The sequence below is a fragment of the Thermobispora bispora DSM 43833 genome (assembly GCF_000092645.1).
Taxonomy (GTDB): Bacteria; Actinomycetota; Actinomycetes; order Streptosporangiales; family Streptosporangiaceae; genus Thermobispora; species Thermobispora bispora.
Map to the genome: position 1 here is coordinate 2,513,331 of NC_014165.1, position 13,703 is coordinate 2,527,033.

Sequence of the window (13,703 nt, forward strand, 5' to 3'; positions counted from 1 at the left end):
ATCCGCCGGTACGTCCGCCGCGCGGAGCACGTGCCATCCGGCTCGCCGGGCCGGCCCCACGGCCCGGCGCGGCCACGCCGTTCCCCGGGCGGGCCGTGCGCCGTACCCGTCCAGGGCTCGGGCCGCGGGAAAGCCGGTCAACGATATATCTAGACAGTCAGGATGCCAAGCAAATTTCCTCACTCTCCACGGCAAGGCCGTACGATTCCGGCCGAGGTGACCTTTCATCGAGCCGAGGTGACCCCCTGAACGAGCTCTGGAACGAGCTGACCGCTCCGCTGCCCGCGCCCCAGCCGTGGCTGGTCGCCCTCACCGGGGTGGCCGCGTTCCTCTTCGTCGCCCACCCGGTCCCGTGGCGGTCGGCCCGGGCGCTCATCACCATCGCCCACGAGGGCGGGCACGCCCTCACCGCCCTGCTGACCCGGCGCACGTTGAAGGGCATCCGCCTCCACTCGGACACCTCGGGGATCACCCTCACCAAGGGCCGCCCCACCGGACCGGGCATGGTGGCGACCGCCGCGGCCGGCTACCTCGCCCCCTCGCTGCTCGGGCTGGGCGCCGCCTGGCTCGTCTCGTCCGGGTACGTCGCCCTGCTGTTATGGGCGATGCTCGCCCTGCTGACCGGCATGCTGCTCATGGTCCGGAACCTGTTCGGCCTGGTGGCGCTCTTCGCGGTGGCGATGGCGGTGTTCGCCCTCTCCTGGTTCGCCGACGCCGGGGTGCAGGTGTTCTTCGCCCACCTGGCGGCCTGGTTCCTGCTCTTCGGCGGGGTGCGGCCGATCATCGAGCTGTGGTCGAAGCGGCGGCGCGGCCGGGCCCCGTACTCCGACGCCGACCAGCTCGCCCGGATCACCCCGCTGCCCGCCGGATTCTGGCTGCTGCTCTTCCTCGCCGTGTCCGTGGCCGCCGTGCTCGGCGGCGGCTACCTCCTCACCAGCCGCTGGCTGCCCCTTCCTTCCTGTACAGCGGGGCGGGCGGTCCGGTAGCTCAGGGGCCGGTCTGTCAGCGGTCGCGGCGCAAGAACACGGGAATTGGCACCTTTCCGCCGTTGCAGGAGACGGGTGTTCTGGCGGGATTGACTCATTGCCGGTGCCATCAAACTGGATTCGGACATTCGGGGTCGCAGGGTCGGTGGAGTATCGGTAGAGAAAAAGCATGCCCGGATGCGACAGTAGATGTACAGTATGTACATTCGTACATAAGGACGGAAATATGGCATTACAGCCAACCTCAAGCATCGAACGTCCAAGGCGTCTCGGAATTAGGTCAATCATGATCATCTAGCCAGAGCATGATCCATGAATCATCATGGTCGAGGCTGGTTCATTCCAGTATGATCGGAGCCCTTCATGGACGACAGGACCCCCACCCGCTCTGATCCCCCCGGCGATTCCAACCGGTCCGCTCAGCAGAAGACCTGGTCGACGGCGTTCACCACACTCTGTTCTATCATCGGGCTCCTTTCGTGGTTCCTGCCGGATATCAGCCTCGATCGCAAGATACTTCTCACAATCGTCCTCTTGGCCGCCATCGTGGCGGTGGAATCCCGTATGGCGTTCATCAGGGAGCGGGGGAAACAAGTCATCAAGAAAATCTGGGACCGTAGATATCTCCGTGTTGGTGTCATCGGATTCGCCGTCACAGCCATCGTGGCCATCGCGCTCATATTCCAATTGACGGCCACGCCCGGTGGACCGAGATCACTCTCTCCATCCGGGCCGCGCAAGGCGGCCCCGAACGTGACCTACGCCTGGAACGCCTTCTGCGCCCACCGTTACCTGTCCCGGCCGGCCGACCTGGTCGATCCCAAGGAGGTGGCGGAGACCGATCCGGCCGTGGACGACCCGGTCCTCGCTGACGACGTCTGGCTGGACATCTCGGTCCGGCGGGAGTCCGAGGCCGAGCTCGAGCTCACCGGGATCCGCATCGAGGAGGTCGGCCGGAACGCCACACCGCAGACGGGCGTGCTGGTCCGCCCGGCCACCGGAGGATGCGCGGAGGGAACCGCGCAGTACGCCTGGAGAGTGGAGCTGGACGAACACCCGCCGGCGTTCTCACCCGTGGACCTCAACACCCGTCCGGGCGAGCCGGTGACCCGGATCCTGCTCCCCTACACCATCAAAGCTGAGCACGAGACCTTCCGGCTGTACTTCAGCAGCCATGGCTGCGCGTGCCGGTTCCGCGTCGTGCTCACCTGGCGTCACGGTGGGCAGGAGACCGTGCCGACCGCGCTGCCGGAGGACGGGAGGCGGTTCTTCGTCGTCCCGCGCGGGAGTCTCCCCGCGTACCGGGTGGAGCAGCCATCGGACGGGCGCTACTCCATGATTCAGGAGACCTCCACCCCCTCTCCTCCCTCCGGTCCGGCGCGGGATGCCGCTCCCGATCGAGCGAGGTGAACCGCTCATGACCGGCCGGATGTCGCGGGAGGGCCGGCCGCTTGATCCGCCTGCCAGGCTCCCCGGTTGACCGGCGATCCGGCGTCGACGTCCGCCGGCCCGGCCATGCGCCGTACCGGCCCGCGCCCATCCGGCCCCGTACGCCATGGGCCGGCCGGACAGCGAGACCGTCAGATGCCCTCGGCGTCGCGGATCAGCTCGAGGGCGTCCTCGTCGGCGGTGCGCCCGTTATCCGCGGCGGCCTGGATGACGAGCAGCTCCCCGGTGTGGGTGACGTGCACGCGCATCGCCTCGGCGGCCGCGCCCGGGTCCCGGGCCTCGATCGCGGCGAGGATCGGCTCGTGCTCGGCGGCGATGTCGGCGAGCGAGCGGGACCGGTCCACGGTGGAGGCGCCGAGCATGATCGTGGAGTCCCGGAGCCGGCCGACCGTGTCGACGAGCTTCCGGTTGCCTCCGGCGGCGAGCAGGATCTCGTGGAACGCGCGGTCATGCCGCATGAAGAGCGGCTCGTCGTGCGCCTCGGCCGCGGCGCGCATCGCGGCCAGCTCCTCCTTGAGCCGGATGATCAGCGCTTCGTCGGCGTGCCGGGCGGCCCGCCGGGTCGCGGGCACCTCGAGCAGCAGCCGGAGCTGGAAGATCTCGGCGATCTCCCGGGGGTCGCGGCGGAGCACGCGGAAGCCCTTGCTGCGCTCGAACCGGACCATGCCGGCCTCGGCGAGCCGGAGCATCGCCTCCCGGACCGGGGTCCGGGACACGTTGAGCTGCGCGGCGAGCTGGTACACCGAGTACAGCTCCCCCGCCTTGAGCTCACCGGAGTGAATGGCCTCACGGACCGACTCGAGCACCTGCTCGGTGAGGCTGGACGTACCGTCGACCGCTCGCACCGCCAGACGACCTCTCGGATCTTCGTTTGCCGTTGTGGTGGAGCCTAGCGAGGAAATTCTCCCCGGGATATTGACACGTAGCATGCTACATGCCACATTCCAGTCACCTACCGGTTAGCCCAACCACCAGGGGAGCGGCGATGAAACTGCACGTGCTCGACTGCGGGGCGATGAGCTGTGACCTCACCTGGCTGCTGCTCAAGCCAGGCCGCACCATCCGGCCCCGCTCGGAGCGGGACAAGCCGGTCGAGTGGTACCCCTGCACCACCCACGCCGTCCTCGTAGAGACGGGCGAGGGCACCCTCCTGTGGGACACGAGCTGCCCGCGTGACTGGGAGACCCGGTGGGAGCCGACCGGGCTGCAGGAGTACTTCCCCTACGACCAGGTCACCGAGGAGCAGTACCTCGACGCCCAGCTCGGCCGGCTCGGCTTCGCCCCGGAGAACATCGACTACGTGGTCCTCTCCCACCTGCACTTCGACCACGCCGGCAACGTGCGGCTGTTCGCCAACACCGGGGCCAAGCTGATCTGCCACCAGAAGGAGAAGGAGTTCGCCTTCGGCTTCGAGGGCCCGTTCACCGGGGCGCACCTCAAGGCCGACTACGAGGGCCTCGAGTTCGAGACCGTCTCCGGCGACACCGAGATCCTCCCCGGGGTGACGCTGATCGAGGCGCCCGGCCACACCCCCGGCACCATGGCGATGCGCGTCGACCTCCCCGAGACCGGCACCATGATCTTCACGTCCGACGCCGTCTACATGGGCGACTCGTACGGCCCGCCGGCCGTGCCCGCGGCGATCGTCAACGACCTGAGCGCCTGGTACGCCTCGGTGGAGAAGATCCGCTCGATCGCCGAGCAGAGCAACGCCATGGTCGTCTTCGGGCACGACGCCGAGCAGCTCCGCTCCATGCGCACCGCCCCCCACGGCTACTACAGCTGAGAGGCCGACGTGTACGCGCCCAGCAATCCTGAGTCGATCTTCACCTACGGCGCGCCGGCGCTGAAGTTCGGTCCCGGCGCCTCCGCCGAGATCGGGTTCGATCTCAGCCAGTCCGGCGTACGCCGCGTGCTCGTCATCACCGACCCCGGTGTGGCGGCGACCGGCGCCCCGCAGCGGATCGCCGAGCAGATCGGCAAGTACGGCATCGCCGCGGAGGTCTACGACGGGGTCCACGTCGAGCCCACCGACGAGAGCCTGCTCGCCGCGATCGAGCACGCCCGCGCCACCGGGCCGTGGGACGCCTACGTCGCGGTCGGCGGCGGGTCGAGCATCGACACGGCGAAGGCCGTCAACCTGCTCACCACCAACCCGGGCGAGCTGATGGACTACGTCAACGCCCCGGTGGGCGGGGGCCGCGCCCCGTCCGAGCCGCTCAAGCCGCTGATCGCGGTGCCCACCACCACGGGGACCGGGTCGGAGAGCACCACGATCTGCGTGCTCGACGTGCTCGCCCTGAAGGTGAAGACCGGGATCAGCCATCCGCGGCTCCGCCCGGTGCTCGCCGTGGTCGACCCGGACCTGACCCTCACCCAGCCGGCCGGGGTGACCGCCTCGGCGGGGATGGACATCCTCTGCCACGCGCTGGAGAGCTACACCGCCCGGCCGTACACCTCCTACGAGCACAAGCGGCCCGAGGAGCGCGTGCCGTACTGCGGCGCGAACCCGATCTCCGACATGTGGTCCGAGCAGGCGATGCGCCTCCTCGCCGAGTCGTTCCGTGCCGCGGTGCGCGACGGGAACGACACCGAGGCGCGGGCGAAGATGGCCCTCGCCGCGACCTTCGCCGGGCTCGGGTTCGGCAACGCCGGCGTGCACATCCCGCACGCCAACGCCTACCCGATCGCCGGCCGGGTGAAGGACTTCCACCCCGACGGCTACCCGGACGCCGAGCCGCTGGTGCCGCACGGCATGGCCGTGGCGCTCACCGCGCCCGAGGCGTTCCGGTTCACCTTCGAGGCGAACCCGGAGCGGCACCTGCGCGCCGCCGAGCTGCTCGACCCGGGGGCGGAGCGGCCGGACGACCCGGCGGAGTTCCTGCCCCGGGTGCTGCTCCGGCTCATGCAGGACATCGGCATGCCGAACGGCATCGGCGGTGTCGGCTACGACAGCGGTGACGTCCCCGCCCTGGTCGAGGGGGCGATGAAGCAGCAGCGGCTGCTCGCCACCGCGCCCAAGCCGGTGACCGAGGAGGACCTCGCCGGCATCCTGACCCGCTCCATTACGCTGTGGTGACGCCATGCCGATCTACGACCTGCGCTGCGGTGAGGGACACCGGTTCGAGGTGATCCAGTCCTTCACCGCACCGCTCCCGGACTGCCCCTACTGCGGCGCGGCCACGACCAAGGTCCCCAGCCGGGTCGCGGTGACCGGCCTGGCGAGCGCCCCGCCGCCGCCCGAGCGGATGCCGCAGACCTGGCGCGGCACCTACGGGGCGAACCGGGAGTACGTCGCCGAGCTGCGCAGGACCGCCGACGCCCGGCGCAGGCTCGAGGAGAAGTACCCCGAGCTCGCCGGGGACCGGCGGCCCATCCTCGCGCACGAAGGCCGGTTCGAGCGCGCCCCGCTGCGCGCCGGGGACCCGCTGCCGGGCGCCGCCCCGAGCCATGCCCACGCCCACGGGCACGGGCATGGTCACGGGCACGGCCACGGGCATGGGCATGGCCACGGGCGGGCCACCGGCGAGCGGAGCCGACCCTCGGAGGTCGCGCCCTGAAGCCGTCCCAGCTCGCCGAGGTGCTGCGCAAGGCCGGGGTGCGCGACGTCGACGCGTCGTCACGCCGCCGGGCGGAGTACTCTTCCGACGCCTCCCTCTACCGGGTGCTCCCGTCGGTCGTGGTCTTCCCCCGCGACGCCGATGACGTCGCCGCCGCGCTCTCGGTCTGCCGCGCCGAAGGGGTGCCCATCACCGCGCGCGGTGCCGGCACCTCGATCGCGGGCAACGCCGTCGGCCCCGGGGTGATCCTCGACTTCAGCCGCCACATGCGGCGGGTGAGGTCCCTCGACCCGGAGTCCCGCACCGCCGTGGTCGAGCCCGGGGCCGTACTCGGCACCCTGCAACGCCTGGCCGCGCCGTACGGCCTGCGGTTCGGGCCGGACCCGTCGACGCACAGCCGGTGCACGATCGGCGGCATGATCGGCAACAACGCGTGCGGGTCGCGGGCGCTCGCCTACGGCCGCACCGCCGACAACGTGCTCGCCCTCGACGTGCTGACCGGGGGCGGGGAACGGCTCTCCACCAGGTCGGAGATCTCCCCCACGCTCACCACGCTCCGCCGGGTGGTCCGGGACCACCTCGCGGTGATCCGCACCGAGCTCGGCCGGTTCCCCCGGCAGATCTCCGGCTACTCCCTCGAGCACCTCCTGCCCGAACGCGGGTTCGACGTGGCCAAGGCCATGGTCGGCTCCGAGGGCACCTGGGCGCTGGTGCTCGAGGCCGAGCTCAGGCTGGTGGCCACGCCCGCCCGGACCGTGCTCGTCGTGCTCGGGTACCCGGACATGGCGGCGGCCGCCGACGCGGTGCCCGCGCTCCTGCCGCACCGGCCGGTCGCCCTGGAGGGCTTCGACGCGCGCCTCATCGACCTGGTGCGCGACCGGCGGGGCCCGTCCCGGGTGCCGCCGCTCCCCGGCGGGCGGGGCTGGCTCCTCGTCGAGCTCGGCGGCGAGCACGAGGCCGAGCTGCGCGCCGCGGCCCGCGCGCTCATCGCCGACGCGGGCGCGGCCGACAGCATGGTGATCGAGGACACGGGGCACGCGGCGGCGGTCTGGCGGATCCGGGAGGACGGCGCCGGGCTCGCCGCGCGCACCCCCGCCGGCGCGCCGGCGCACGCCGGGTGGGAGGACGCCGCCGTGCCGCCGGAGCGGCTCGGCGCGTACCTGCGGGACTTCGAGGAGCTGCTCGCCGCGCACGGGCTCACCGGCCTGCCGTACGGCCACTTCGGCGACGGCTGCGTGCACGTGCGGATCGACTTCCCGTTCCACCGCCCCGACGGCGCCGCCGCGTTCCGGGCGTTCCTGCTCGACGCCGCCCGCCTGGTCGCCGGGTACGGCGGCTCGATGTCCGGGGAGCACGGCGACGGCCGGGCCCGCAGCGAGCTGCTGCCGCTCATGTACTCCCCCGCCGCGCTCGCCGCGTTCGCCGCGGTGAAGGACGTCTTCGACCCCGGCGGCGTGCTCAACCCGGGGGTGATCGTCCGGCCGGCCCGGGCCGACGCGGACCTCCGGCTCCAGCCGCCACCCCCGCCGGTGCGCGGCACCGTGTTCCGCTACCCGCACGACCGCGGGGACCTGGCCACCGCGGTGCACCGGTGCACCGGGGTCGGCCGGTGCCGGGCCGAGACGGTGACCGGGGACACGGTGATGTGCCCGTCCTACCAGGCCACCCGGGACGAGAAGGACTCCACCCGGGGCCGGGCCCGGGTGCTGCAGGAGGCGGTGAGCGGCGCCCTCCCCGGCGGGCTGCGCGCGCCCGAGGTCCGCGAGGTGCTCGACCTGTGCCTCGCCTGCAAGGGCTGCCTGTCGGACTGCCCGACCGGGGTGGACATGGCCACCTACAAGGCCGAGGCGCTGCACGCCGCCTACCGGCGCCGGCTGCGCCCCGCCTCGCACTACACCCTGGGGTGGCTGCCGCGCTGGGCCGCGCTCGCCGGCCTCGCCCCCGGGGCGGCCAACGCGCTGCTCCACGCCGGTCCGCTCACCGGGCTGATCAAACGGCTCGGCGGGATCGACCCCCGGCGGGAGCTGCCGTACTTCGCTCCGAAGCGGTTCCGGCGGCACCGGCCGCCGCGATCGGAATCCCGGCCCGGACGTCCCGGCGAAGGCCCGGGGCGGACCGCGCCCGGCCGCACCGCGCTGCTGTGGGTGGACACGTTCACCGACCATTTCGCCCCGGAGATCGCGCTCGCCGCGATCGAGGTGCTGGGCCGGGCCGGCGTGGCCGTGGCCGTGCCCCGGGCCTCGCTCTGCTGCGGCCTCACCTGGATCTCCACCGGGCAGCTCACCACCGCCCGCCGCAGGCTCCGCCGTACCGTCGACGCCCTGGCCCGGCACGCGCGGGCGGGGATGCCGATCATCGCGCTCGAGCCGTCCTGCGCCGCGGTGCTGCGGTCGGACGCGCTCGACCTGCTCGGCCCGGACGACCCGGCCGCGCGGGCCGTCTCCGGGTCGGTGCGCACCCTCGCCGAGTTCCTGAGCGGCCTGCCGGGCTGGACCCCGCCCGACCTGACCGGGGTGGAGATCCTCGCCCAGCCGCACTGCCACCACCACGCCGTGCTGGGCTGGGACACCGACCGGGAGCTGCTCTCGCGCGCGGGCGCCTCGGTCACCTCGGTCGGCGGGTGCTGCGGGCTCGCCGGCAACTTCGGCGCCGAGCGCGGCCACTTCGAGATCTCGGTCGCGGTGGCGGAGACCCGGCTGCTCCCCGCGGTACGGCAGGCCGCGGAGGGCACGATCCTGCTCGCCGACGGGTTCTCCTGCCGCACGCAGCTCGCCCAGCTCGCCGGCGCCCGGGCCTACCACCTCGCCGAGCTGCTCGCCGGGCGGGCCGCCCCCTCAGGCGTGCACCAGCCGTGAGCCCGACCGGCCCTTGACCACCTGGAGCCGCGCCGGGATCCGCAGGCGCAGCTCGGCGACGTGGCTGACGATCCCCACGGTCCGGCCGCCCTCCCGCAGGCCGTCGAGGATGTCGAGCACGTCGTCGAGGGTCTCCTCGTCGAGCGTGCCGAACCCCTCGTCCACGAAGAGCGTGCCGATCTCGGGCCCGCCCGCCTCGGCGGCGACCACGTCGGCGAGGCCGAGCGCCAGGGCGAGCGAGGCAATGAAGCTCTCCCCGCCGGAGAGGGTCGCCGGGTCGCGCGCGGCCCCGGTCCAGCCGTCGAGCACGCGGAGCGCCAGACCCCCGCCGGACCGTCCCCGGTCCCCCGCGACCCGGCCCAGGTCGTGCTCGAGCAGGTAGCGGCCGCCCGACATGCGGTCGAGCCGGTCGTTGGCCGCGTCGACCACCTGGCGGAGCCGCTCGCCGAGCACGTAGGAGGAGAGCCGCATGTGGTAGCGGTTGTCCGGCGAGGTGCCGCCGGTGAGCTCGGCCATCCGCCTGGCGAGGCGGTGCCGTTCCGCGGCGGGCAGGTAGCGCCGGTGGGCGGCCTCCAGCTCGGCGGCGAGGTCGGTGAGCTGGTCGAGCCGGCTCCGCGCCCGGTCCCGGGCGGAGACCCGCTCCGCGTGCTCGCGCTCGGCCCGCTCGTGCTCCTGCTCGAGCGCGGCCAGGTCCGGGGCCGGGCCGGCCGCGGCCGCGGCGAGCTCGGGGTCGGCCAGCTCGGCCTCGATCGCGGCCTGCTCGGCGTCGAACCGCCGCAGGCGTTCGGCCATCTCCTCGCGTTCCGCTTCGGTGCGGATCGCGGCCTTGGCGTCGGCCACCCCGCGGAAGCCCGCCTCGGCTGCCGCCGCCTCCGCCTCGGCGGCCGCGCGCTCCCGCTCCTGCTCGGCGAGGCGCGCCCGCTCCACCGCCTCCGCGGCGTCGCGGAGCAGCGCCGTCTCCGCGGTGATCCGCTCCAGCCGTGCGGCGAGCGAGGGGTCCTCGCCGCGGTGCTCGTCGAGGAGCCCGGTGAGCCGCGCCTCCTCCTCGGTGAGCCGCTCCAGGCGGGTGCGGGTCTCTGCCGTCTCGATCGCCAGCCGCCTGGCCCGCTCCTCCACGGTGGCGAGCTCCTCGGCGAGCCGCCGCCGCTCCTCGGCGAGCGCGGACTCCTCGGCCGCGAGCGTGTTCGCGGACTCGAGCGCCTTGTCGGCCTCCTCCAGGGCCCGGCGGGCGGCCTCCTCCTCGGCGCCCTCCGGCACCGCGGCGCGCGCCTGCCGGTAGGCCTCTTCCGCGGCGCGCGCGGCGGCGACCGCGTCCGCGGCGGCGGTGAGCAGCCCGAGCTCCCGCTCGAGCCGCTCCCTCCTCGCCCGCACGTCCCGGTCCTCGCCGAGCGCCTCGGCGAGGCGGGCGGCGAGGCGGGCGTGCTCGGCCGCCAGGTCGCGCTCCTGGGCGCGGTGCTCCGCGAGCCGGCGGCCGAGCACCTCGGCCGTGGCGCGGAGCCGGTCGAGCCGGGCGGCCAGCTCGGTGGCCTCGGCGGCCAGCTCCGGCTCGGCGGCCGCCGCCTCCCGTTCGGCGGCCATCGCCTCCTCGGCGGCGGCGAGCAGCGCGGCCGCCTCGGCGGTGCCGCGTCCCTCCGCGCGCCGGGTCACCTCGTCGAGCCGGGCCCGCATGCTCGCGACCCGCCGCTCGGCCTCCTCTCGGGCCCGCCGGGCCGCCTCGAACTCGTCCTGGGCGCGCTGCTCGTCCTCGGCCGTCGGCGCGGCGTCCGCCGGGGCGGCCGGCGCCGGGTGGTCGGGCGACCCGCACACCGGGCAGGGCTCCCCGGGGGTGAGCTCCCTGGCGAGCTCGCCCGCCATGCCCTCGATCCGGGCCTGCCGGATCTCCTGGAACCGGTCCCGCGCCTCCTGGGCCCGGTCCACGGCCGCCTGGCGGGCCCGCTCCGCCTCGGCGAGCTCGGCGGCCAGCCGGTCCCGGTCCTGCGCGGCGGCGAGCCGTTCGGCGGCCCGCCGGCACTCCGCCTCCAGGCCGGGGAGCCGGGCGGCGGCCGCGCGGGCCCGGGCGAGCCGCTCCTCGGCCCGTTTCAGCTCGTCCGGCAGGCCGGTGAGGTCGGCGCGGACCGCGGCCTCCTCCTCGGCGGCCTCCGCGATCTCCCGGCGGAGCCCGGCCAGCCGTGCGGTGATCTCCGCGAGCCGCGCCTCCTCGGCGGCCCGCTCCTCGAGCTTGACCAGCTCGTCCCGGCGGGCCCGCTCCAGCTCGGCCAGGGACCGCCCGGGGTCCGGCCCCGCAGGCTCGGGCAGCGCGGCGAGCGCGTCCGCCTCGGCACGGCGCGCCTCGGCGAGCGCGGCGGCGAGCTCGTCCCGGCGGCGGACCGCGGCGAGCGCGGCGGCCGCGGCGTCCCGGTTCGCGGCGAGGCCCGGGATCCGGGCCGCGGCGAGCCGGGATTCGGCGAGCCGTTCCTCGGCCCGCGCCAGCTCATCAGGCAGCTCGGCACGGCGCTCGGCGAGCCGGGCCTCCTCGGCGGCGAGCTCGGTGAGGCGCTCGCGCGCCGCGGCGAGGTCGCCGCGCACCGCGGTCAGGCGCGCCTCCTCGGGGAGGAGCTGCTCCAGCCGGGCCGCCTCGGCGCGGCGCTCCCGCTCCAGCCGCTCCAGGTCGGCCGCGCCGGCCGCCGGGCCGATGAGAGGGCCGGCCCGGCCGATCGCGTCGCCGGCGAGCTGCCGCGCCTTCGCCGCCGCCTCCGCCCGCTGCTCGGCCAGCCGGATCAGCGGGCTCACCCGGTCGGCCCGGGCCGCCTCGTCGAGCATCGACTCCAGGTCGGACCGCTCCTCGGCCGCCAGGGCGAGCTCGTCCCGGCGGGCGAGGGCCGCCTCGTACCGGCGCCGCCGCTCGGCCACCTCCCGGCCCGCCTCCAGCGCGGCGCGCGCGGACGCCAGGGCGTCCGCGCTCCGCTGCTCCTCCGCGCCGGTGGCCGCGACCGCCTCGGCCGCCGCGGCGAGCAGCGCGGCCGACCAGCCGAGCGGGTCCCCCGCCGGGTCGGCGGTCTCGGGGAGGGCGGCGAGGAGCTCGGGACCGGCCGCCCCGCGCATCCGGTCGATGACCGACTCGACCTCGCGCCACGCCTCCTGCTGCTCGCGCCCGGTCTCGGTCCGCCTTTCCGCGAGCCACCGCTCCACCTCGGTGTAGATCCGCACCGAGAAGAGCCGCTCGAGCAGCCTCCGCCGTTCCTCGCCGTCGGCGCGGAGGAACCGCGCGAACTCGCCCTGGGGCAGCATCGCGACCTGGCAGAACTGGTCGGCGTTCATGCCGAGCAGCTCACCGATCAGGTGGCCGGCCTCGTCGCTGCGGGTGGTGCGGGCGGTCCACCCCGCCGGGGTGAGCTCCTCGACGCGGGTCTTGGCCTTCTCCTCGACCAGGCCGGTGCCGCGCTGCTTCGGCCGCAGCCAGGCGGGCGACCGGGTGATCCGGAACCGGCGGTCCCGGATCGTGACCTCCAGCTCGACCACCGGTCCCCGGCCGGGCGGCGCGTGGTCGCAGCGGAGGCTCCGCGCCTTGTCCCGCTGCCCGGGCACCCGGCCGTACAGGGCGAAGCAGACCGCGTCGAGCACCGTGGTCTTGCCCGCCCCCGTCGGCCCGTGGATGAGGAACAGGCCCGCCTCGCTGAGCGCGTCGAAGTCGACCTCCTCGGTCCCGGGGAAGGAGCCGAACGCGGTCAACCGGAGCAGGTGCAGCCTCATCGGGCCTCCTCCAGGCGGCACGCCTCCACGGCCTGGGCGGCCAGCCGCGCCTCCGCCTCGTCGGCCGGCTCCCCGCGGACCTCGCGGACGAAGTCGAGCACCACGTCGATCTCGGCCCGCCCGGCGATCCGCGGCCGGTGGGCCTGCGCCCGGCCGCCGCCCTCGGGGTCGAAGTTGAGCACGAGGGTGTGCGGGAAACGGCGGCGGAGCCGCTCCATCGCCTCCTTCGGCCGGACCGGGTCGGTCAGCGTCACCTGAAGCCAGTGGTCCTCGTAGCCGGCGTACCGCGGGTCGGTGAGCAGGTCGTCGAGGCGGCCGCGGAGCACGCCGACCGGCCGGGGCACCGGCGCCGGGACGAACTCCACGCTCCCGGCGTCGAGGTCGACCAGCCAGGACCCCTTCACCTGGCCCGCCTCGGAGAAGGAGTACGCGATCGGGGAACCGCTGTAGCGGACGGTCTCGCTCATCACCTGCCGCCCGTGCAGGTGGCCGAGGGCGACGTAGTCGACCCCGTCGAACACGCTCAGCGGCACGTGGGCGACGCCGCCGACGCTGATGTCCCGCTCGCTGTCGCTCGCCCGCCCACCGGTGACGAAGGCGTGGGCGAGCACGACCTTCCGCTCCGCCGGGTGGGCGCGGATCCGGTCCATCACATAGGAGAGCGCGGCGGTGTGGCTGCGCTCGGCCAGCTCCCACCGGGCCTTCACCAGGTCGGGCTCGAGGTAGGGGATGCCGAAGAAGGCGACCCCGCCGATCATCACGGGCTCCCAGGCCCGGTCCGGGACGGTGCGCAGGTGCACCCGCTCCATCAGGTCGGCCCCGAAGCCCAGCCGCACGGCCGAGTCGTGGTTGCCGCTGATCACCACGGTGTCGACGCCGAGCGCCTTCAGCCGGGCCAGGGCCTCGTCGAACAGCGCCACCGCGTCGACCGGCGGCAGCGCCCGGTCGTAGACATCGCCCGAGACCAGCACGACGTCCACCCGCGCGTCCCGCACGGTCTCCACGAGGTGATCGATGAACGCGGCCTGGGCGCCGAGCAGGCTCTCCCGGTGGAAGGACCTGCCCAAGTGCCAGTCGGAGCTGTGCAAGACCCGCATGTCGCAGGAAGCTAACAGGTCACGGCG

The 13,703-nt window shown here is 74.3% G+C and carries 9 protein-coding genes; 6 read left to right on the forward strand and 3 right to left on the reverse strand.

Annotation, left to right across the window (positions count from 1 at the left end; all coding sequences use genetic code 11):
• Positions 1-317: 317 nt before the first annotated feature.
• The gene (locus TBIS_RS19865) at positions 318-986 is read left to right on the forward strand and encodes a M50 family metallopeptidase (RefSeq protein ID WP_013132403.1); all 669 of its coding nucleotides are present in this window, start codon (positions 318-320) and stop codon (positions 984-986) included.
• Between the two features lie 363 nt (positions 987-1,349).
• On the forward strand, positions 1,350-2,396 hold the full coding sequence (locus TBIS_RS19075) for a hypothetical protein (RefSeq protein WP_013132404.1): 1,047 nt from the start codon (positions 1,350-1,352) through the stop codon (positions 2,394-2,396).
• A 170-nt stretch (positions 2,397-2,566) separates the two neighbouring features.
• Here TBIS_RS19075 and TBIS_RS10760 read toward each other — a convergent pair whose 3' ends face one another.
• Complete coding sequence (locus tag TBIS_RS10760; protein WP_013132405.1) at positions 2,567-3,280, reverse strand: GntR family transcriptional regulator; 714 nt, start codon at positions 3,278-3,280, stop codon at positions 2,567-2,569.
• A 140-nt stretch (positions 3,281-3,420) separates the two neighbouring features.
• Between TBIS_RS10760 and TBIS_RS10765 the strand changes: the two genes are divergently transcribed.
• From TBIS_RS10765 to TBIS_RS10780, 4 genes are read left to right on the forward strand one after another with little or no spacing between them, the layout of a single operon-like run.
• Entirely contained in the window at positions 3,421-4,221 is an 801-nt protein-coding gene (locus TBIS_RS10765; protein ID WP_013132406.1) for an N-acyl homoserine lactonase family protein, read from the forward strand.
• 9 nt (positions 4,222-4,230) lie between these two features.
• Entirely contained in the window at positions 4,231-5,514 is a 1,284-nt protein-coding gene (locus tag TBIS_RS10770) for a hydroxyacid-oxoacid transhydrogenase (protein ID WP_013132407.1), read from the forward strand.
• A 4-nt stretch (positions 5,515-5,518) separates the two neighbouring features.
• The gene (locus TBIS_RS19870; protein WP_013132408.1) at positions 5,519-5,995 is read left to right on the forward strand and encodes an FmdB family zinc ribbon protein; all 477 of its coding nucleotides are present in this window, start codon (positions 5,519-5,521) and stop codon (positions 5,993-5,995) included.
• 20 nt (positions 5,996-6,015) lie between these two features.
• On the forward strand, positions 6,016-8,850 hold the full coding sequence (locus TBIS_RS10780; RefSeq protein ID WP_013132409.1) for an FAD-binding and (Fe-S)-binding domain-containing protein: 2,835 nt from the start codon (positions 6,016-6,018) through the stop codon (positions 8,848-8,850).
• Here TBIS_RS10780 and TBIS_RS10785 read toward each other — a convergent pair.
• Complete coding sequence (locus TBIS_RS10785) at positions 8,830-12,579, reverse strand: AAA family ATPase (protein ID WP_013132410.1); 3,750 nt, start codon at positions 12,577-12,579, stop codon at positions 8,830-8,832. The two genes, TBIS_RS10780 and TBIS_RS10785, sit on opposite strands and share 21 nt — an antisense overlap.
• Positions 12,576-13,676 (reverse strand): exonuclease SbcCD subunit D, encoded by a 1,101-nt coding sequence (locus TBIS_RS10790; RefSeq protein WP_013132411.1) that lies wholly within the window; start codon positions 13,674-13,676, stop codon positions 12,576-12,578. The genes TBIS_RS10785 and TBIS_RS10790 overlap by 4 nt, the downstream gene beginning before the upstream one ends.
• Between the last annotated feature and the right edge of the window lie 27 nt (positions 13,677-13,703).